Annotated in this window: 17 protein-coding genes; 5 read left to right on the forward strand and 12 right to left on the reverse strand. The window is 69.5% G+C overall.

Annotated elements, in window-relative coordinates; all coding sequences use genetic code 11:
* The first annotated feature begins 784 nt into the window (after window positions 1–784).
* From BLQ50_RS16125 to BLQ50_RS16135, 3 genes are read left to right on the forward strand one after another with little or no spacing between them, the layout of a single operon-like run.
* Complete coding sequence (locus BLQ50_RS16125) at window positions 785–2,062, forward strand: quaternary amine ABC transporter ATP-binding protein (protein ID WP_245701323.1); 1,278 nt, start codon at window positions 785–787, stop codon at window positions 2,060–2,062.
* The gene (locus tag BLQ50_RS16130) at window positions 2,059–2,940 is read left to right on the forward strand and encodes an ABC transporter permease (protein WP_093185878.1); all 882 of its coding nucleotides are present in this window, start codon (window positions 2,059–2,061) and stop codon (window positions 2,938–2,940) included. The genes BLQ50_RS16125 and BLQ50_RS16130 overlap by 4 nt, the downstream gene beginning before the upstream one ends.
* 59 nt (window positions 2,941–2,999) lie before the next feature.
* Window positions 3,000–3,923 (forward strand): glycine betaine ABC transporter substrate-binding protein, encoded by a 924-nt coding sequence (locus BLQ50_RS16135; RefSeq protein ID WP_093185880.1) that lies wholly within the window; start codon window positions 3,000–3,002, stop codon window positions 3,921–3,923.
* A 279-nt stretch (window positions 3,924–4,202) separates the two neighbouring features.
* Here BLQ50_RS16135 and BLQ50_RS16140 read toward each other — a convergent pair whose 3' ends face one another.
* The 6 genes from BLQ50_RS16140 to BLQ50_RS16165 all read right to left on the reverse strand — a co-directional run bounded on the left by BLQ50_RS16140 (window position 4,203) and on the right by BLQ50_RS16165 (window position 10,410).
* Window positions 4,203–6,164 carry an HNH endonuclease signature motif containing protein gene (locus BLQ50_RS16140; protein ID WP_175559166.1) on the reverse strand — a complete coding sequence of 654 codons (1,962 nt, stop codon included), beginning with the start codon at window positions 6,162–6,164 and terminating at the stop codon, window positions 4,203–4,205.
* A 623-nt stretch (window positions 6,165–6,787) separates the two neighbouring features.
* A complete protein-coding gene (locus BLQ50_RS16145) occupies window positions 6,788–7,696 on the reverse strand; it encodes a cation diffusion facilitator family transporter (RefSeq protein ID WP_093185885.1) in 909 nt (302 codons plus the stop codon).
* 177 nt (window positions 7,697–7,873) lie between these two features.
* Window positions 7,874–8,107 (reverse strand): Trm112 family protein, encoded by a 234-nt coding sequence (locus BLQ50_RS16150; RefSeq protein ID WP_093185888.1) that lies wholly within the window; start codon window positions 8,105–8,107, stop codon window positions 7,874–7,876.
* Window positions 8,104–9,678, reverse strand: a complete 1,575-nt coding sequence (locus BLQ50_RS16155) for a phosphohexomutase domain-containing protein (RefSeq protein WP_093185890.1) — start codon at window positions 9,676–9,678, stop codon at window positions 8,104–8,106. Before BLQ50_RS16155 ends, BLQ50_RS16150 begins: the two co-directional genes overlap by 4 nt.
* Before the next feature lie 9 nt (window positions 9,679–9,687).
* Complete coding sequence (locus BLQ50_RS16160) at window positions 9,688–10,047, reverse strand: hypothetical protein (RefSeq protein WP_175559167.1); 360 nt, start codon at window positions 10,045–10,047, stop codon at window positions 9,688–9,690.
* Between the two features lie 6 nt (window positions 10,048–10,053).
* Complete coding sequence (locus BLQ50_RS16165) at window positions 10,054–10,410, reverse strand: DUF3499 domain-containing protein (protein WP_093185893.1); 357 nt, start codon at window positions 10,408–10,410, stop codon at window positions 10,054–10,056.
* Window positions 10,411–10,497: 87 nt separating this feature from the next.
* On the opposite strand from BLQ50_RS16165, the gene BLQ50_RS16170 reads away from it, so the two are divergent.
* Window positions 10,498–10,935 carry a metallopeptidase family protein gene (locus BLQ50_RS16170; RefSeq protein ID WP_093185895.1) on the forward strand — a complete coding sequence of 146 codons (438 nt, stop codon included), beginning with the start codon at window positions 10,498–10,500 and terminating at the stop codon, window positions 10,933–10,935.
* 193 nt (window positions 10,936–11,128) lie between these two features.
* On the opposite strand, the gene BLQ50_RS16175 is transcribed toward BLQ50_RS16170, so the two are convergent.
* From BLQ50_RS16175 to BLQ50_RS19235, 3 genes are all read right to left on the reverse strand, one after another.
* Window positions 11,129–12,976 (reverse strand): DUF5719 family protein, encoded by a 1,848-nt coding sequence (locus tag BLQ50_RS16175; RefSeq protein ID WP_139185858.1) that lies wholly within the window; start codon window positions 12,974–12,976, stop codon window positions 11,129–11,131.
* Complete coding sequence (locus BLQ50_RS16180; protein ID WP_175559168.1) at window positions 12,973–16,335, reverse strand: glycosyltransferase family 2 protein; 3,363 nt, start codon at window positions 16,333–16,335, stop codon at window positions 12,973–12,975. Before BLQ50_RS16180 ends, BLQ50_RS16175 begins: the two co-directional genes overlap by 4 nt.
* 101 nt (window positions 16,336–16,436) lie before the next feature.
* Window positions 16,437–16,772, reverse strand: a complete 336-nt coding sequence (locus BLQ50_RS19235; protein ID WP_093185903.1) for a WhiB family transcriptional regulator — start codon at window positions 16,770–16,772, stop codon at window positions 16,437–16,439.
* A 242-nt stretch (window positions 16,773–17,014) separates the two neighbouring features.
* On the opposite strand from BLQ50_RS19235, the gene BLQ50_RS16190 reads away from it, so the two are divergent.
* Entirely contained in the window at window positions 17,015–17,797 is a 783-nt protein-coding gene (locus BLQ50_RS16190; protein ID WP_093185905.1) for a TIGR03089 family protein, read from the forward strand.
* 69 nt (window positions 17,798–17,866) lie between these two features.
* Here the strand turns inward: BLQ50_RS16190 and BLQ50_RS16195 are convergent, their stop codons facing one another.
* The 3 genes from BLQ50_RS16195 to BLQ50_RS16205 all read right to left on the reverse strand — a co-directional run.
* Complete coding sequence (locus tag BLQ50_RS16195) at window positions 17,867–18,733, reverse strand: glycosyltransferase family 2 protein (protein ID WP_093185908.1); 867 nt, start codon at window positions 18,731–18,733, stop codon at window positions 17,867–17,869.
* Window positions 18,730–19,773, reverse strand: a complete 1,044-nt coding sequence (locus BLQ50_RS16200; protein ID WP_093185911.1) for a polysaccharide pyruvyl transferase family protein — start codon at window positions 19,771–19,773, stop codon at window positions 18,730–18,732. Before BLQ50_RS16200 ends, BLQ50_RS16195 begins: the two co-directional genes overlap by 4 nt.
* Before the next feature lie 124 nt (window positions 19,774–19,897).
* The coding region (locus BLQ50_RS16205; protein WP_139185859.1) for an S-layer homology domain-containing protein at window positions 19,898–20,535 on the reverse strand (638 nt) is incomplete at its 5' end.

Consider the following 20,535-nt stretch of genomic DNA (forward strand, 5'->3'; position numbering starts at 1 on the left):
ACCGTAGGTCGCCGCCCACCCCGCGGCGCCTCGCAGCGCCGGGTCGGTACGAGCTGGCACGAATCGGTACGAGCTGGCACCGGTTGGCGCCGGTTGGCATGGGCCGCCGCGAGCCGGAATGGCGTGAGCGGGGACACATTGTCGCAGTGATACCCGACATATGCCGTAGCGCCCAAGAATCAATGGTCACGAAACGATAACGTTTAAAAAGTCAGTAAAGACGCTGGTCAACGGGGGGGCACTTGGTAAAGATCTCACCTTAAAACCTCCCGTTGACACCCCACCCCGGTAGATATCTGACCAGCAATGAGGCATGGTGGAGACGACCGATCAAGGAAACGATCGGCCTGCGAGAGCTTCGAAAGTCGTGACATCTGTGTGGGGATACTCCGCAGAGCGACCCCGGGACACCCCGAAGACCGAAGCTCAGCGGCGCGGCAGTGCTCAACTGCTTGCGCGTCGCCTCAGGAGGCGACCACTGCACCACGGGTGCGGGTCTCAATGCTTCGCAGGCCGCACCTTGCCACCGCACGAGCGGCGGCAAGGACACGCGAACGGGGAGACAGTGACCGTAGTTCCAGGCAACACCGCAGGACAAACAGATTCAGCAGGACGACCTACAAATTCGGCAGCACCCGCAACACCCACAGACACAGCAACACCGGCAGACTCAGCAACACCCACAGACACAGCAACACCGGCAGACTCGACGACAGCCGCGACCAACCAACCCGACGAGATCGCAGGACCCGCGGCGGTAGCGCCCGCGGCCGCAGCGCCCGAGCTGGCCGCGCCCGAGATCGCCGTCCAGGTCAAGAACGTCTACAAGGTCTTCGGCCGACGCGCCAACGAGGCCGTCCGCAAGCTCTCCCGCGGCGCGACCCGCGACGAGGTCAAGCACCTCGGCACCGCGGCCGTCATCGACGCCAGCTTCGAGGTCGCCCGCGGCGAGATCTTCGTCGTCATGGGCCTGTCCGGCTCGGGCAAGTCGACGCTCATCCGCATGCTCAACGGCCTGTGGAAGCCCACCTCCGGGCAGGTGCGCATCGGCGGCGCCGACCTGGCCGAGGTCTCCGGCAAAGAGCTGCGCGCCATCCGTCAGCGCAGCGTGAGCATGGTCTTCCAGCACTTCGCCCTGCTGCCGCACCGCACGGTGCGCGACAACGCCGCCTACCCCCTGGAGATCCAGGGGATGGCGAAGGCCGAGCGGCTCGCCAAGGCTCAGACCGCGCTCGAGCTCGTTGGCCTGACCGGCTGGGAAGATCGCCTGCCGTCCGAGCTCTCCGGTGGGATGCGCCAGCGCGTGGGCCTGGCCCGCGCACTCGCCGCCGACACCGACGTCCTGCTCATGGACGAGGCGTTCTCCGCCCTCGACCCGCTGATCCGCCGCGAGATGCAGGAACAGCTCGTCGAGATCCAGCACAAGCTCAACAAGACCATCATCTTCATCACGCACGACCTCAACGAGGCCATGTTCCTCGGGGACCGCATCGCGGTCATGCGCGACGGCCGGATCGTCCAGATCGGCACGAGCGAAGAGATCCTCTCCGACCCTGCCACTGACTATGTCGCCCAGTTCGTGGCCGACGTCGACCGCACCCGTGTGCTCACCGCGTCGTCTCTGATGAACCGTCCCGCGGCCGTCGTGCCGATGTCGGCCGGTCCGCGCGGCGCCTCCCGCACGATGCGTGAGGCTCAGGTCTCCGCCGCCTACGTCGTAGACCGCTCGCGCCGCCTGCGCGGCGTCGTCTATGACTCCGAGGTGGTCGCCGCGGTCCGCGCCGGCATCACATCGCTCGAGACCCTCGTGCGCGACGACGTCACCGCGGTGACCGAGGACACCTCGCTCTCGGAGATCTTCGCCCCCGCATCGGAGTCCCCCCTCCCCGTGCCGGTGACCGACGCGGCGGGTCGGCTCATGGGTGTCATCCCGCGCGTCGCGCTGCTCGAGGCCATGGTCCCCTCGGTCTCCGAGGACCACGACGAGCCGACCGCGAGCGAGGTCGACGACGCCCCGGTGTCAGACGCCCTCGCGCTCGCCCAGCAGGGAGCCCACTCATGATCACCGCTGCCACCACCTCGGGCCTGCCCCGGCTCGACCTCGGCGACTCCGCCGCCTCCTTCGTCACCTGGGTGACCACGACGTTCTCTGGGGCCTTCGACCAGATCAAGGCCGTCATCGTCTGGTTCTACGACCTCATCGACCTGGTGCTCAGCGCACCGCCGTTCTGGTCCGTCGTCCTCGTCCTGGTCCTGGCGGCGTACTGCGTCAAGGGCTGGAAGCTCGCGGTCGGTTCGCTCGTCGGCTTTGTCATCATCGCGACGATGAACCAGTGGGACAACGCGATGGACACCCTCGCCCTCGTCATCCTCTCCTCCACGATCGCGCTGGTCATCGGCATCCCGCTGGGCATCTGGGCGGCCCGCAACGACGCCGTGTCCCGGACCCTGCGCCCGGTCCTCGACTTCATGCAGACCATGCCGGCCTTCGTCTACCTCATCCCGACCGTGGTGATCTTCCGCGTCGGCGTGGTCCCCGGGATCGTCGCGACGGTGATCTTCGCCCTCGCCCCCGGCGTGCGGTTCACCGAGCTGGGCATCCGCGGCGTCGACAAGGAGGTCGTCGAGGCCGGGCACGCCTTCGGCGCCACCGAGTCGCGCATCATGCGACAGATCCAGCTGCCCCTGGCCATGCCGACCATCATGGCCGGGATCAACCAGGTCATCATGCTGTCGCTCTCGATGGTCGTCATCTCCGGCATGGTCGGCGCAGCCGGCCTCGGACGCGACGTCGTCGCCGCCCTGCAGCGGGTCGACATGTCGCTCGGCTTCGAGGCGGGAGTCTCGGTCGTCATCCTGGCGATCTTCCTCGACCGGGTCACCTCGGCGCTCGCCGCGCGAGCGCCGGTCTCCCAAGCACTCGCGAAGGCAGCAGCGTGAGCGCCACGAGCACGGGAGCCAGCAGCGCGATCAGCGGCAGCACGAACGGAAGGAAACTGATGTCTCACGCACTCATCTCCCGCGGGGCCCTCGGGGTCGCCACCATCGTGATGCTCGGCTTCGCGGTGGCGAGCGGGACCGGCGCCGCGTCGTCGACCAGCGCCGTCGGGAACGGCGACGAGCAGACTCTGTCCATCGGTATCCACTCCGGCTGGGACGAGGGCATCGCCGTGTCCTACCTCTTCAAGGCGATGCTTGAGGACGAGGGGTACACGGTCACGACCACCGAGGCCGACCCCGGCGTCGTCTACACCGGCCTGACCGGGGGCGACTTCGACGTCAACTTCGACATGTGGCTGCCCAACACCCACGCCGACTACCTCGAGACCTATGGCGACCAGATGGAGCAGCTCGGCGTCTGGTACGACCAGGCCAGGAACGCCATCGCGGTCAACGAGGACTCCCCCATCACGTCCATCGATGAGCTCGCGGCCAACGCCGACCTCTTCGGCAACCGCATCGTCGGGATCGAGGCGGGGGCGGGCCTGACCGCGATGACCAAGGACAAGGCCATCCCCGGCTACGGGCTGGAGAACATGGACTTCCTCATCTCCTCCACCCCGGCCATGCTCGCCGAGCTCAAGGGCGCGACCGACGCCGGCGAGAACATCGCCGTGACGCTGTGGAGCCCGCACTGGGCCTACGACGCGTTCCCCATCCGCGACCTCGAAGACCCCAAGGGGCTCATGGGTGAAGCCGAAGAGATCCACTCGGTCGGCCGCACCGGGTTCGCCGAGGACTACCCCACGCTGTCGTCGTGGATCTCCGCGTTCAAGCTCGACGACGACCAGCTCTTCTCGCTCGAGAACCTCATGTTCAACGAGAACGGCGGCTCGGACAACGACGCCTCCGCTCGCGCGTGGCTCGAGGCGAACCCCACCTTCGTCGACGACCTCAAGGCCGCGTCCGCGTCCGCGTCCTGACCCCTCGCTGAACTCGAGCTCGGCCACCGTCCCGGTCGTGATCGCCCAGTTCACTGCCCGACGGTCGTGATCGCTGTCGCGACTGACGATTCAACAAATGCCCCTCGGTCGATCTGCTGCACTCGTGCGCATGTCGATCGAGGGGCATTCGACTGTTCCTCGCGGCTCCGTGACCCGCTGAGTCAGCATCACGAGCTATCCGTGTCTGCCATCCGCCGAGGCGATCATGGCGGTTTTCCACTCCAGTGCGTGAACGCGGAGGCACTCTGGGCCATCACATCAGACGTGGCCCTCGGTCGCCAGCTTGCCGGCTCGGCGACTTCGATGCTGCAGTCTCGCAGGCGGCGCCCGTGCTGGCCTGCCAGTTCTCACCTGTTCACAGTCCGAGTCTGGTCTCCTGGACCTATCCGGCCTCGGCCGAGCACAGTCATTCATCCCTCCAAAGCCAGATGATGCAGTGAGATCCAGCTGACGACTCCCGATCTCCAGTCGGCGTCGATCCGTGTCGTCTCGGAGCTGGATCGTATGGGGTTCGATCGCATCTGGCTCGACCTCGTCGGGCTCGACCTCATCTGGCTCGACCTCATCTGGCTCAATCTCATCTGGCTCGACCTCATCGGGCTCGACCTCATCGGGCTCAATCTCATCCACATGGATCGCATCGGGATGGATCGTGCGGAGCCGGCGAACCGTATCCGATTTGCTCACCGCAGGGGGCGGATCGACTGGGCCAGGCGTGCGTGGCGCTGCGATCACCCATCCGGCGCCTCCCGACACCCGGCATTCCGACGTGGGCCCATTCAGGCTCGCGCTCCTGCCCCGGTTCCCGCTCCGGTTCCCGCTCCGGTTCCCGCTCCGAGCGTCAGCACCAAGTCCGTTGCCGCCAACTACGCTGCTGCCACCGAAGTCGCTGCTCACGCTTCCGCTGCTGCCACCGAAATTGCTGCTCACAGTTCCGCTGCTACCGCCGCCGCCGCGGGCGCGGATGACCCGGACGCTACGGCTGCCGTCGGGCAGGCGGTCGATCGTGAGGTTGAAGCTGTGGACCTCGTGGTGATGAAAAGAGCACAGCAGGATCCCGTTGTTGATGGATGTCTCGCCGTTGTCGCGGTCCCACCAGTCGATGTGGTGGACCTGGCACCAGGAGGCGCGGATGCTGCAGCCGCGGAACTGGCAGCCGCGGTCGCGGGCGATGATCGCCCGGCGCTGTTCGCGGGAGTACAGCCGCTGCGTCCGGCCGAGGTTCACTGGGACGTCGTCGGCGTTAATGACGATCCTGGTCAAGTCTGAGTCGCACAATATCTGGGCCAGCTCGGTGAGCGGGACGGGCGTTCCGTCCTCGAAGGTCGCCGGCTCCACCGGACCGGGCGCGGCCAGGTACGCAGCCTCACCCCCGGCGGCACCTGCGCCGTCAGCAGTACTCGCGGTCGCACCGGCACCGGCTGCGTCACCTGCAGCAGCACGAGCGGCGGCTTCGGCGACTGCCGCGCGGCGGCGGAACTCACGTCGGGACTGGGTGAAGGTCTGCTCGGTCATGATGATCGAAACATGCGGACGCACCAGCGCCCCGGTCTTGAGACTCCCGCCGTTGACGGCGGCCTCACAAACGACGCCGAGGGCGTCGGCCGTACGCTGCTGGTAGTCACGATCATCGCCGTCGGCGGGGCGGGCAATCCCCGCGTCGATCGCGACCTGGAACTGCTGCCCAGCCACAGGGTCCAAGAACCCCTTGATGTGCGTGCCCTGCGGGGTGTGACTGATCGAGAGGAACCGGCGCCGACGAATCTGCTCATGGGAAGCATCGTGAGCAACACTGTCCCGGCGTGCCCACCACCGGTCAGCGGTCTTGGCGAAGGTATCCGCATCTTCACGGCGGGCCAGATCCACCAGCTCTACGTTCTCCGCAGGCGTCAACCCCGCCGCTCCACCTCGTTCGGCTCGGGCTTGGACTCTGCCCAGGACCTCCACGTGAGAGACCGTCACCTCACCCCGAACCACCGCCTCGGTCACCTCCGGCGACTCCTCCAGCACCTTCGCCACCGTCACCTGCGTCCGTGCAGACTTCACGCCCTCCCCCGACATCTGCCCGCGCCAAGCCTCGAAGGAGGCGAACCCCGCCTTCCTCCACTCCCCGCAGTCTCGCTCGGCGACCAGCAGGGAGGCCCGTTCGGCGGTCAACGCCGCGATCGACCGGTCCAGTTCCACGATCCGCGTACACCGCACCCGTGAGGCAACCGCCACGGGCTGCACACCCAACGCACTGCCCGCGGCCGAACCCGAGGACACTGACGGGGACGAGGAGTGGGATGCGGCCGGAGCTGTGGCCGATGGTGACGCAACTGACCGTGGCGCAGCTGAGGGTGACGGCGCTGACGGTGACGACGCAGCCGTTGCAGCCATAGGAGCTGATGGCATGCTCGCCGACGAGGCCGGCATCGAAGTCAGCGTCACCGCGGAAGTCGCGGGACGATCCATGTCGGTGCTCACGCCTTCAGTTGCGCCGAACAGCGCCAGCCCGGGCTGAACCGTCCTCGCCGCACCCACCATGACCACCACCCGACGCCGTCGTCGACTGCTACAGAAACTGCCATGTCCCCGGAGAATGCGGGGCTCCCACCAGATGATCCAACCCTAGACCGGGCGTCTGACAAACCGTCCGACTCCCACGTCCACACTCCAGAAGCCGGCACAGAACCGCGGAATGTCGGGCCTCCCGACCGCTACCCCAACCCTAGCCGTCGCCACCGACAAACCGGCGAGGAGGTCGACGGCCAGAGAGACAGCGGGGGTGAAGTGAAGCCAGCCTCCTGCCCGGAGGGAGGGAGCGCGGGCGGGAGCCCAACAGCCACGACGCAGGCGAAGCGTCAGTCCCGCAGATCCGGCTCCAGGTAGATCCGCTTGGCGATCGGCACAACTGCGCGCACGCGAGCCTCGGCTGCGTCGATCGCGTCCGCGATCTCAGCAGCGTTGCTGCGCACGTCGACCTCGATCTTCGCGGCCACGAGGAGTTCCTCGGGGCCCAGGTGAAGCGTCTTGATGTGGATGACCGACGGAACCCCGGGACCCACCAGCGCGGCCTCGATCGCCTCGACGTCGGCCTTCGTGGCCGACTCCCCCAGCAGCAGCGACTTCGTCTCGAGCGCCAGGACGATCGCGATGAGCACGAGCAGCACGCCGATGCACGCCGTGCCTGCAGCGTCCCAGCGCCCGTCACCGGTGATCAGGGTCAGGCCCACGCCACACAGGGCGAGGACCAGGCCGATGAGCGCACCGAAGTCCTCGAGCAGCACGACGGGCAGCTCGGGAGCCTTGGCCGTGCGGACGAACTGCACCCACGTCTGCTTGCCGCGGGTCACGTTGGACTCGTGGATCGCCGTCCGGAAGGAGTAGCCCTCCATCGCGACGGCCGCAATCAGCACGACGACCGGAACCCACTTCCACGAGTCGATCGGGTGCGGGTCCTGAAACTTGTGGAACGCCTCGTACAACGCGAACAGACCACCGAGGCTGAACAGCACGATCGAGACGATGAAGGCGTAGACATAGCGCTCGCGCCCGTAGCCGAAGGGGTGCTCCTCGTCCGCCTCGCGGCGGGCTCGCTTGCCGCCGACCAGCAGGAGCGCCTGGTTCCCGGAGTCGGCGAGGGAGTGCACGGACTCAGCGAGCATGGACGACGAGTGCGTGAGCAGGTAGGCCACGAACTTCGTCACGGCGATGCCGAGGTTCGCGGCGAGCGCCGCGATGATCGCTTTGGATCCGCCGTGCGAAGACATGGTGCTCCAGGTCGTATGAGAACGAGCGCGGTCGGTGGATCCGCCGCGTCAGACTACACGCGGACGCCCACCCTCGCCGGAGCTGGCCCGCCCACGCCGCAGCCGGTCACAGCCCAGCGAGCCGCCGCGCCCCGCCGTCAGAGCCCGCGCCCCGCCGTCAGAGTCCGCGCCCCGCCGTCAGAGCCGGCGCGCGTCGTCGACGAGCAGCACCGGGATACCGTCCCGCACCGGGTAGGCGAGCGGGTTGAGCTCGGCGGTCGAGTGCAGCTCGGCCTGCCCGTTCGGCCCGACGCCGTCCACGAGCGTCGCCCCGCTCACCGGGCATCGCAGGATCTCGCGGACCCACGGGTCCAGGGGGAACGTCACCGTGTCACTGCCTGGGGTGCTGCCCGACGACGTGCGCTGGCTCATGAGTGTGTCTCGCCTTCTGCGGAGCTGGATGTAGTGGAAGAGGTGGAAGCTGTGGGGGACGCGACGTCGCGCACGAGCGCGAGCACGTCGTCGCGCACCTTGATCATGATGTCCTCGTCGGCCGCCTCGACGTTGAGCCTGAGCACCGGCTCGGCGCCCGCGGCGCGGAGGTTGAACCACCACTGCGGGTGGTCCTCCCAGTGGGAGACCGTGAGGCCGTCAAGCTCGTCGACGGTGACTGGTCCGGCCCCCTGCCGGGTCACGTAGGCGTCGACCACGCGGGCGCGGGCGTCGGCTGCGTCGGCGATCGGCGAGCTGATCTCCCCGCTCGAGGAGTATGGCTCGTAGACCTCGGCGAGGGCCGAGAGCGGGTGCGGTTGCTCGCCGAGGGCGGCCAGCACGTGCAGTGCCGCGAGCATGCCCGAGTCGGCGAAGAAGAAGTCACGGAAGTAGTAGTGCGCGTCGTGCTCACCGCCGAAGACCGCGTCGCGCGCGGCCATCTGGGTCGTGATGGAGGAGTGCCCCACCCGCGTACGCACGACGTCGGCGCCGGCTGCGGTCATGAGGTCGGGCACCGCGGCGGAGGTCACGAGGTTGTGGACGACCGTGGGCCGGCGCCCGTCCCTCTGGTCGCGGACGACCTCGCGCAGCCCGACCAGCGCGATGATCGCCGACGGGCTGACCACCGCGCCGTTCTCGTCCAGGACGATGCAGCGGTCGCCGTCCCCGTCGAAGGCCAACCCGACATCCGCGCCGTGGGCGACGACCGCGGCCTGCAGGTCCGTCAGGTTCTCCGGCTCTGCCGGGTACGCCTCGTGGCGGGCGACGGCCGCGTCGAGCTCGAAGTACAGCGGCACGAGGTCGATCGGCAGCTCCGCCAGACCGGCCGCGGTCCCCAGCACCGCCGGCGCGGTGAGCCCGGCCATGCCGTTCCCGGCGTCGACGACAACCTTGAGCCGGCGGATCCCGGACACGTCGACCAGGCTGCGCAGGAAGGCGGCGTAGTCGGCGAGCAGGTCCCGGTGGGTGATCTGGCCCAGCTGGGTGGCTTGCCCCGGCAGACCGTGAGTGAGGTACTGCTCGGCGAGCTCGCGCACCTGGTCGAGACCCGTGCCGACCCGGACCGGGCGGGCGCCCGCGCGGCACAGCGTGAGGCCGTTGTACTCGGCCGGGTCGTCATTCGCGGTGACCATGGCGGCCGGGGCCTCGAGCGTGCCCGAGGCGTAGGACAGGGTGTCCGCCGAACAGAGCCCGATGTCCACGACGTCGACGCCGGCCGCCATGAGCCCACGGGCGAAGGCCGCGGACAGGTCGGGTCCGGACGCACGCATGTCACGCCCGAGGACGACGACTGGACAGGTCAACGTCCCGGTCGCTGGCGCCTCGGGCGAAGCGGGTGTGGCGTCGTCGCCCGACTCCGGGATGACGACGACGGTCGCAAACGCCGCGCCGAGAGCTTCGGCAACCTGTGCGCTCAAGGGGTCGGGAACCACGCCGCGGACGTCCTGGGACGCGAACAGCCCCGAGAGGTCTGCGGGGCGCGAAAGCCCGGGCGGTTCCGTGATCGACATGATGAAAGCCTACGTCTCTGGTGTGACAACCGGCTCTGCATCAACCGGCTCCGCATCGCCACGGGACGTGGCACCCGCCTCCGTGACGACCGCATCCCGGGTCACCTCGTGGCCGCCGTCGACCGCGTACCAGCCGGACCGCTCGCAGTCGTGGCACGAGACGAAGACCGCGGGGACTCCCAACGGGTTCGCCACCACGAGCCGCGTCAACGACGACGAGGCGCAGTCCGTGCAGGTCAGCGGGCCGACGATGGCGCCCTGGGGCTGGCTCAACGAGCCCAACGGGAGGTCGGGCGCAACGGTCTTGCGACGTCGTCGGACAATCTTGGCGGGCAGATCAGGACCGGGAGACGCGACGGACTCGACCATGCCCTGTCAGCCTTCTCCTCGAAGAACTCGCAGGTGACCGCGCCGCCCGATCTCGCCGTTCTGGACGGGCTCTGGCTCGGCCAGGTGCTTGGGGCGCCCGGCCTCGCGGACTGCGTCGGCCAGAGCGGAGATGTCGTCGGGGGTCGGTCCCAGGTCGACGAAGGCGGGCGTCAACCGGACGATCTCCCAGCCGCGAGGGGCCGTGGTGCGCTCGGAATGCAGCCCGCACAGGTCGTAGCTGTGGGGTTCGGCGTTGACGGCCAGCGGGCCGAGGACCGCGGTCGAGTCCGAGTACACGTAGGTCAGGGTTGCCACGGACGCACGCGCGCAGGCGGTTCGGGAGCATTGGCGTACTGGGATCACAGGGCATACGGTACCGCCTCGGGCCACGCCCAAGGCGTTCCCACGCCGACTAGAGCGCCGACCAGGGCGCCGACTAGAGTGACGGGGATGAGCCAGTCTCCCCTCCCTGCGCGGCGCAGCCGCCGCGACCGCCGCGGACGCGGCCTGCGCGGTCCCGTCCTCCCCGACACGGTCCCGGCGCACCGTACCCGGGCGGAGAAGTTCGACGAATGCGTCCTGGTCACCGTGCAACGCCTCGAGGCGACGTGGGGCGCAGAGCTCAACGGCACCGAGTTCGCGGTCGAGGACGTCCCGCCGTCCGACCCGGCGCCGTGGGAGCACGGGGGCGTGCCGATGGGCCGCTACTTCCCCGCCGAGGCCGGGCAGCCGGGCCGGGTGCTCATCTACCGTCGCCCCGTCGAGAGCCGCGCGGTGGATCCGGGCGACCTCGTCGAGCTCGTGCGCGACGTCGTCGTGGAGCAGGTGGCGCACCTCCTGGCGCGCTCCCCCGAAGAGATCGACCCCCACTTCCGCGACCTGGGCTGACCCCGCTCGCCCAACTCGTGAACGGCTCGGGCGACCCCGCTCGCCCAACTCGTGAACGGCTCGCCCAACTCGTGAGCTACCGGTGGATCCGCTGGCGAAACGGCCGTGGCTCACGAGTTCGGCGAACGGCTCACGAGTTCGGCGAAGGCCGGGCGCACGTGCACCGGGGGCGCACGTGCACCGGGGCGAACGGTCAGTCGAGCGGCAGGCCTACTGTCGCGGACCGGCGCACGGTCAACGACCCGCTGGTCACCGTGGGCGACGTCGGGAGCACGATCGCGACCGAGCCGGAGACCTCGGGGGCGGAGAGCAGAACCGACCAGTCCAGCGTCAGCCCCCCGTCCGCCGCGCCCTCGGCAACCACCGAGATCGAGCTCACCGCCGCTCCCCCGCTCACGGTCAGCGGGTCGACGACAACCGTCTGCCCCCGCGCGAGGCTGATCGCCTTCCTGCCCACGAGCGCGCCGTCGGCGCCATAGGCCCGCAGCTCACCACGCGGCGCCGGCGTCCAGTCGGCAGCAAGCGGGTCGGCAGACGCACCCGCAGCCGCACCCGCGTCCGCCGCGACCGAGTCGTCCGCCGAGTCCGCCGAGCCAGCCGAGTCCACCGAGCCAGCCACCGAGGCGTAGACGATCGGCACGTCCGCCGCGACGTCATCGCCCCCGTCAAGGGAGACCGGCAGCGCGGTGAGCACCACGAGCGCCCGGGTCCCGGCCGGGATCGCGGCGACCCCGGCTCCGGACGTGTCGTGCCGCGCGGCCACCCAGGCGCGGTCCTTGGGCGTGCCGATGAGAGCCTGCTTGGGGTCCGCCTTGCCCGTCCGGGTCATCTCCGCGCCGGCCACGACGTCCGTGTCGGCCTGCACAACAACCGTGTACGTCCCGGCCGGCAGCCCGGCCAGGCTCACGTCGCTGACCGCGCCGGCCACCAGATCGATCGTCGAGGCGCCGCGCAGCACCTGCTGCCCGTCGGCGCCCAGCACCCGGACGGTCGCTGTCCCGTTCGCCTCGGGGGCGAGCACCCGCAGGGTCGCGACGTCGGCGTCGGTCACCTCGGAGGCCTCCACCGTCACGCCGGTAAGCACCTGCGCGGTCGCGGGTGAGTCCCCGGCGACGACGTAGTCGACCCCGAGCGGGGTCAGCCCGTCCAGGACCGTGTGTTGCAGATATGCCGTCACGAGCGCGCCGCTCGAGCTCACGCGGGCCACCAGCCGGTTCTGCTCGGCGGCGAGCCCGCCCAGGAGCGTGGTCACCTGCCCGCCCGGGGGCACCAGGTAGGTCGAGGGACCGGCGAGCACCAGCTCACCGCCCGCGCCCCACAGGTCGAGGGTGACCGTGGCTGGGGTCCGGCTCGGGTTGGACAGCACCAGCTCGGTCGTGGTCCCGAGCTCGGTCCCCCCGCCCACGAGCCACTGCGTGATGCCCGGGTCCTGGCACGCGGCCGCGGCCAGGCCACGCAGGTCGCCGGCCGAGGTCACCGAGGCCAGGGCCGAGTATGCGTCGGCGTCGCGGGCAGCCGAGGCCACGCTGCGCACGATCATCGCGGATTCGACGCCGGTCAGGCTCAGCTGGGCGCTCGGGTCGCCACCCTGCACCGAGGTGATGCCCGACGCCGTACCGTCGCCACCCGAGGCAGCCGCGCCACTGGCCGCCGCGTCGTCGGCAGCCGCGCCGCTGGCTGCTGCGTCGTCGGCCGCCGCGAAGCCGAAGGGCTCGAGCATGCTCGAGGTCTGCGCCCCGAAGAGCGAGACCTGCAGGGTGCTGCGCGGCGCGACCGGCGACGAGCCAAATGCCTCGTCCCCCGATGCGCCCAGATCCGTGTCCCCTGGCCCCCCGGCGCCGTCGGCGCCCGCGCCCAGGATCTCGCCGGCGAGCGCGACCGGGGCGGGGCACACCAGGGTGGTCCCCCGCGCGGTCAGGGCGACGGACTCCCCCGAGACATCGGCATGCGCGCCGGCCCCGAAGAGGTCCGTCCCGTAGCCGGCCAGCGCGGCGATCACCGCGACGACGGTCACCGCGGAGAGCACCCGGCGGGCGCTCATCGCAGGCCTCGGCGGCGGCGCACCGGCAGGGCGAGCAGGAAGAACACGACGACCACGACTCCTTGGAGGACGAGCCACGGCATGCGGCTGGCTCGTTCATAGCTGACGGTCAGGTGGCCGCCGTCGGACCCGAGGGCAAAGGTCTGGCGCTCGTCGCCGGAGACGGCGCGCAGCGGCGCGCCGTCGAGCTCGGCGCGCCACCCGGGTGCGGCATTCTCCGCGAGGACAAGCACCCGATCGGCCGCGCCGGGGGCGATGTCTGAGTCGATCGAGAGGTTGCCGGCCTCGACCGAGGCCTCCACCTGACGCCCGCCGTCGGTTCCGGGGGCGTAGATCCGTGCCCAGGCGGGTTGGTCGAGGGGCTCGAGGGAGTCGTCGGGGGTCACCCGCCAGATGGTCCCGGACTCGTTCTCGGTGATCCGCGCGACGCCGGGGACCGTGTCGATCCGGCTGACCAGCTGGGCGCGGGAGAGGTCAGTGGAGGGTGGCACCAGGACCGCGCCGATGCCGAGCTCGGCCAGGTCCTGTGCCTGACCGGCGTCCGTGCCCGTCGACACCCGGGCGACGAGCTCGGCCGTGTCGTCGGTCCGCCCGGCCAAGCCGGCCACGTTCACGACGACCGAGGAGTCGGTGAGCTGTGGGCCGTCGTCGTGCAGGAGCTGGTAGGCGACCGAGCCGTCGGGGCGGGCCTCGAGGACGAGCACTCGTGCCTGGCGGCCCGAGGACTGCATCTGCTGACCGACCGCGGGCACGATCGCCCGGTCGAGGGCGCGCAGCGCGATCGGGGAGTCGTCGCCGGTGGCCTGCGCGGACCAGGCGACCAGGCCGGCCAGCGGCACGGCCGTGACCAGGACGGCGGCGACGGCGAGGACCATCTGGCGCCAGCCGAAGGTGTGCGTGAGCGTCTTGGTCGCGAGGCCGTCCAGGCCCAAGATCGCGGAGGCCCCCAGACCCAGGACAAGCAGCGAGAGGCCCGCGCCAGCCCACCCGGTGACCGGCGCAGACGTCCCCGCAGCAACCACGGTGGCCGCCGACACGAGCGCCGTGGCCAAGCCGATCGCGGCGACACCCCAGCCCACGCACGCGGCGCGGCCCCGGCCGCCGTGGCGCAGCAGGCCGAAGAGCGCCGCAGCCACGAGGACCACGCCATAGGCGTAGGGCGCGTAGGTCCCCACGAGGCCCCACGCGCCGTCGGCGGTGAACCAGGCGCTCGGGTCGACGGGCAGCGCGAGCAGCTGACGCCAGGGCGTAGCGCCGGAGGAGGCGAGCGGCAGGCCCGGGTCGCCGAGCAGGATCCGCCAGCCGCCGGTCGACCAGGTCACGCCAGCCCGGAGCAGGAGCGGGCCGGCGATCGCGAGGGCGGGCAGCGGGATGAGCGTGAGGTAGCGGCGGTGGCCCGGTGCGCCGATGGCCACCACCACGAGGGTCAAGATCCCCGGCAGCAGCAGGACAGGGGCGCCGGCAACGACGACCGCGAAGGCGAGCGCGGCCGCGCCCAGGGCCGCGATGGAGGGGGTGCCGGGCGCGGTGCGGGGGGCCGCGGGCGACTTCGTCGGACTCGGCGCGTCCGCGCCCGGCTCGGTGGCAATGGGCTCGACGGCGTCGGGCTCGTTGGCGTCAGGCTCGTTGGCGTCCGGCTCGACGGCGTCGGCCACCTGCGCGGCGCGTTCGCGCAGCCGCTGGTCGGCGCGCTCGGCCGAGCGCAGGCGCAGCACTCCCCAGGTGTCCCCGCGCTGCACACCGAGCGTGCGGGCCAGGGCGAGCGCAAACCAGGGCAGCGCGGCGTGCGCGAGGATCGCGCCGAGGCGCCCCTGGCCGACGCCGAGCAGCAGCGGCGGCGCCGCGAACCACATGAGCGCCGCCCAGAACCGCAGCGTGAGCGACCGGGTTGCCGCGCCGGCCGCGAACCACGCGCCGAGGCCAGCGAGCACAAGCGCGCCGACGACGATCGCGTTGACGGCGAGCTGGACGTCACCGCCGGCGAGCACGGTGGCCGGCAGGAGGGCTGTGAGCAGGGGGTCCGCAGGCGCCGAGGCGCCGAGCCCGTCGCGGATCCAGCCCCCCGAGACGGCCTGCCACAGGTCGGAGAAGCCGCCACCGGCGGGCAGCATCGCGCCGCCGATGATCCGTGAGCCGTCGGTCAGCGTGGCCACCAGCGGTCGCAGGGCGACGATCGTGGCCGCGACGGCGACCGCGGCGACCCCGAGGGCGGTCAACCGGCGCCGCTGCGCGGTCGCCCGGATCTCGGCGAGGTCAAGCTCGTGCGGGGCGCTGGCGGCCTTGCGCCGTGCCGCGTGGGCCAGGCGTCGGTCCTGGTGGGAGTCGAGCACGTCACGGGTCGTGGCCATGAGAGGGATGAGCAGGCCGCGCCTGGCCGCGGAGGTCCGCGCGGCGGCGAGCCGGGCGCTGAGCACCCGGGGCGCCCGGGCGAGCAGCCAGAGCGGCGCCCACAGCTCGTCGAGGGCGTGGCGGGGAACCTTCATGGTGATCCGGTAGAGCGCGCGCACCGGTGCGGCGAGCACGGTCGCCACGAAGAAGAAGGGCAACAGCCAGCCACTCACCCCGGTCGCCAGGAAGTACAGCTGCGAGCGCAGCCGCGCACCGAAGGTCTCGTCGCGCTCGGCGCCGCTGAGCGTCACCTGGGCGTGGCGCACGACGGCGGAGGGCACCACGATCACCCGGTGGCCGGCGAGGCGGGCCCGCCGGCACAGGTCGAGCCCGTCGCCGAAGACCCCGTAGGTTGAGTCGGTGCCGCCCAGCTCGGTCCACACGTCCAACCGCACGAGCGCCCCGGTCAGGCCGACCGCGAGGACGTCGTCGCGGGAGTCGTGCTGGCCCTGGTCGATCTCCCCCTGCTCGACGCCGGTCATCCGCCGGCCGCTGCGCGAGACGGTGAATCCGACCTCGATGAGCTCGTCGGCGTTCTCCCAACGGACCTGCTTGGCACCCGCGACCGCGACGGAGGCGGTGTGCTCGAGCCCGCGGAGCAGGTGGCTCAGCGCGTCCGGGGCAGGAGCGCTGTCGTCGTGGAAGAGCCAGAGCCACTCGGTCGTGACAGCTGGGGTAACGGTGCGCAATGCCGTCGCGACGGCCGCGCCGAAGGAGCGGGCGCCGGGGGCGCGCACGAGGGTGACCAGGCCGGCCAGGTGGGGATCAGGGAGCGTGATCTCGGCGGAGGAGTCCGGGGAGACATCGACCACAAGCACCCGCCCGGGGGCCGGATCGCTGGCCAGCACAGCGGCGAGAGAGGCTGCCAGGTACGCCGTCGTTCCACGGGTGACAAGAACAGCGGTCACGACACCTTCGAGGGTGCGTGCCGCAGCGGCGGGAGCCGTCTGAGTGGGAGCCGGAGAAGTCATACCGTCGTCCATAGTGCCTCACCCATCGACGAAACCCACGCCACTGCAGCATCTAGCGCGTGGCGGTGGGCGAGGCAGCCGCGAGCGGGAGGCGAGAAGGCTCAGATCGCGCGGCGCTTGAGCTTGCGACGCTCACGCTCAGACAGACCGCCCCAGATGCCAAACCGTTCGTCGTTCTCAAGTGCGTAGTCGAGGCACTCGACCCGCACCTCACAGCTCACGCAGACCTTCTTGGCCTCGCGGGTCGATCCGCCCTTCTCAGGGAAGAACGCCTCGGGGTCCGTCTGGGCGCACAGCGCGCGCTCCTGCCAGCCCATCACCGAGTCGTCGTTGGGCGTGCCGAAGAGCGGGAGGACCGGGGCGAGCACTTCGATCGCCTCGGGACCGCGCAGGGCGTCGGTAGGGAAGTCCCCGTCCCCATCTAGCAGATTCCACATGGCGCGCCCCCTCAAGTGCAGTGAACAGTGTCTTCAACGCTGCAACGGTCCGACACCACCGGCGGCCCGACGAACATGCGCAACTCTGCGCAGGTCCGCCGCACGCTCGGTGCCAAACCGTTATGTGAAATTACACGCGTGTCATCTCTAGTAGTCAAGCCGAGTTGTGCTATTTGACGTCGCGCATCGGGTGAATTTCGCGACACGCCCGCGCGCCTGACGCTTCTGGCTACGATCTTGGTATGACGTCCACGATCGCGCAGCTGCTGACCTTGATCTCCCGCGACGGCGGACAACCCCGTCTGACCTGGTACGGGACCGACGGAGAGCGCATCGAGCTCTCCGGCGCGGTCCTGGTGAACTGGGTCAACAAGACGACAAACCTGCTCGTCGAGGAGTTCGACGCCGAGGCGGGCACCTCCGTGGCGACGGACCTGCCTCCGCACTGGCGGACGCTCGTGTGGGCGCTGGCCGTGTGGCGGGCGGGGGCGGAGCTGCGGCTTGTCGACGCCGGCGATGGCGCCGCCCTCGCGGGCCAGCCCGACGTTGTGCTCACCGACCACCCTGCCGCGTGGGCGCCGCCCGCGGGCGAACGCTCGCGGACCGAGCTCGTCGCGGTGTCTCTGCCTGCCCTGGCGCGCCGCTTCGACGGCGACCTGCCTGGCGGAGCCGTCGACGCGGCGTCGGCCGTCATGACGTATGGGGACCAGCTCGGGTACGTGCCGCCCGCTGATCCCGGGGCGACCGCGCTCTCGGGGGCCGGGGTGGCGCTCGAGGTGGACCATGCGGCGCTGCTCGGGTGGGGCGTGGAGCACGCGGGGGGCGGGGCCGGAACGGGTGAGCGGGTGCTCGTGCGGACGTCGGGGGCGGCGGGGGCGGTCGCTGGGCTGCTGGCTCGCGCGCTCAGCGTCTGGGCGAGCGGCGGGTCTGTCGTGGTGCTCGGGCCGGAGACGACCGTGGCGTTGGACGGTGACCCGGCGCGGTTGGGGCGGTTGGTGGAGACGGAGCGGGTGACGGTGGCGTAGCGAACGACATTCGTGAGACACCAAAAGCGCAGTGTCCACGCCATGACAATCCCCATGAGCGGACGGCGCTCATGGAACAGTTGAATCACCTTCGAGGCGATCAACGAGGGTCGCCAGGCTGAACTCGAGCCAACGATCTCGGACCAGCGTACGTCTCAAGATACCGGAGACCAGCGATCGACGAGACAGACATCTGTCTCGATATGTCCGCTCAAGAGTGCCATCTCTCAACCGCTCATAGTCGGCACGCCAATGCCAACCGACTTCAGGACCGAACTCAACGTTTGCCGCATAGGCCGACCCGCCATTGTCGATCTTCCGCCGAAACTGCTCCCACGACCTCAACGGCACGTGGTAGATGTCCAGTGGAGTTTCGGGCGACGGAGGGCCTATCAATGGGCCTTGAGCACCATGGTTTCCTTGAGGCACGACCACGTCCGGATCACCTCTGTGACATGACTTCGGCGCAAGAGGCGTGCCCCGTTCGCTCACCGTCCGCAAGTTGCGCCATCGGAGCCGCGACGTCCAGGGTCGATTCCCTCGTTCCGGGAGACCCACAAGATCGGTCCGCATGGCTACTACGGTCCCGCAACGGTCAGGGACTGCCGCCAGCGCATCCACCAGGCGCAGTCGTCGATCTCGTGGCACCCAGAACTCATCGGCATCGAGATTGATGACCCAGTCGGCGCCGTGGGCCGTGGACGCACGGCGCGCCATCTGGGTGACCCATTCGGACTGTCGGTAGTCGTGATCCGGCTGGACAGTGAGCTCGAGCCGACCATCCCTCTCGTATTCACGGAGGATATCGATCGTTCCATCCACGGAACCGTTGTCCATGGCGATGATCAACTCGACCCCTTGGCCAAGGTGGTGTTCGATCGTCGCGCGGACAACATCCGCCTCGTCCCGTACGAGCAGGGTCGCAACGAGTTTCATCGTGACTCGAGGATCGCGACAGCCTGCTCCATTGCATCGCGCCCGTCAGTTGCCCGGTGGACGCCAGGTAGCGTCCCGGTCCACGCGTCAAGCGTGCCCGAGACCTTGCCGTAAGAGTTATCGAGCACGATGTGCTCCTTGCCGAGCAGGACGCACATGATGTGGCCATGAAGCTTGTCGGTGATAACCACCTCTGCATCCGTCAGGATGCCGACCCCGCGTGCCACCCAACGCCGAGCGAGGACCGGATAGGTCATGGACAGTGCCCGGTAAGCTGCTCGCGTCTTCCACAGTCGCGACTCTGGGCCGCGCAGGCGCCTGTTCTTTGCTGCACCGTTGAATCTCAAGGCTAGGCGTCCACGTCGGTCCCAGTCCCGCTCCGAGTCGCTGACTCCTTCAAGCCATTCCATCCGCGTGACACGCGCATCTGAAGGCTCGTCGTACGGCACGTATTCCGGGTCTCCGGGGCGCCGCGCGAGCCAGAGCACCGAGCGCGTCGGGGCGTGGGAGCCGTCCAGACTCCCCAGCGCAAGCGCGTGATCGGGGGACAATGTCGCGTCCAACCCTAAGAGATCCTTGGCGAGCCTGAGCGACTTCCGCTCGCGAACCATGAGTTCGAACCCCCCGTGCTCACTGATCAGTTGTGCCATGGCTTGCGCGTTCTCAGGGTTGGCGAAGTGGATGCTCTGAGGGAGCTGGATGATGCGGTTGTCTCGAAGCGAACGCAAGATCTCAAGACGTGTGCCCTGTTGACCTGCATAGAGATCCCCGAGGTTGCCACCACCGTTGACGAGCACCGGCGCATCGCCAACCGCGCGTCGAAGTGAGACCCGATCGAAGTTCCACCACGCGCTCGAATAGGCGATTCGTACACCGAGGTCACGCAACAGGGCCCGAGATCCCAGCCAGATTGCTGGATCTCCGGGGTTCCCATGGTTGGGGAAATTCACCAAGGCAACGGTACGAGCGCCGCGCAGCGTCCGCCTCAAGTCCTCACGGGCAATGCCAGCGATATCGTGCAGGTTGGTCGGGACAGTCAACTAACACTCACTTCATTCTGGTCACACATCGCGCGTGAACATAGACCGTACCAGCGGATGACACACGAGTGCGCCGACGGTGACCTAGTGGGTCGCCGCCGGCGCACTCAGTCATGCAAGGGTACTAGACGTCGAAGGCACGGAACAGGAACGCAGCCACTGCCTGGCGGGTGATGGACTGGCTCGGCCGGAACGTGTTGTCTTCCCAACCGGTGGTGATTCCCGTTTCGGAAGCCCAAGCGATCGCGTCAGCAAACTCGTTGTCTGCCTTTACGTCGGTGAATGGGGCAGGCGCTGCCGGGGCAGGCGAGCCAGCTACCCGGTACAGGTAGGCCGCGAGTGCCTGGCGGGTGACCGGCGCACTCGGGTGGAAGCCACCGTCACCATAGCCGGCGGTGATGCCCGAGTCGGCAAGCCAGGCGATTTCCAGGTAGAAGGCGTCAGACGTCTTCACATCGTTGAACGGAGACAAGACGGGTGCCACGAACTTAGGGCTGCCTGATGCCCGGTAGAGAAATGCTGCCATGGCCTGACGGCTCAAGGTAGTTGTCGGCAGGAAGGAGAAGGTGCCGTCTGCGTTCGCCGTCCCGGTGGAGATTCCCTTCGCCTGCATCCAGTTGATCTCAGCCTCAAACGGGCTACCTGCGTTGTCCGCAAACGGGTCGAGGCCGAAGGTGTAGGTGGTGTTGTTCGCGACGATCGAGTTGATCACGCCGTTGCCGAAGGACTCCGAGCCGAGCGTGAAGCCGATGCCGACGACGT

It is taken from the genome of Sanguibacter gelidistatuariae (genome assembly GCF_900096585.1).
Taxonomy (GTDB): domain Bacteria; phylum Actinomycetota; class Actinomycetes; order Actinomycetales; family Cellulomonadaceae; genus Sanguibacter; species Sanguibacter gelidistatuariae.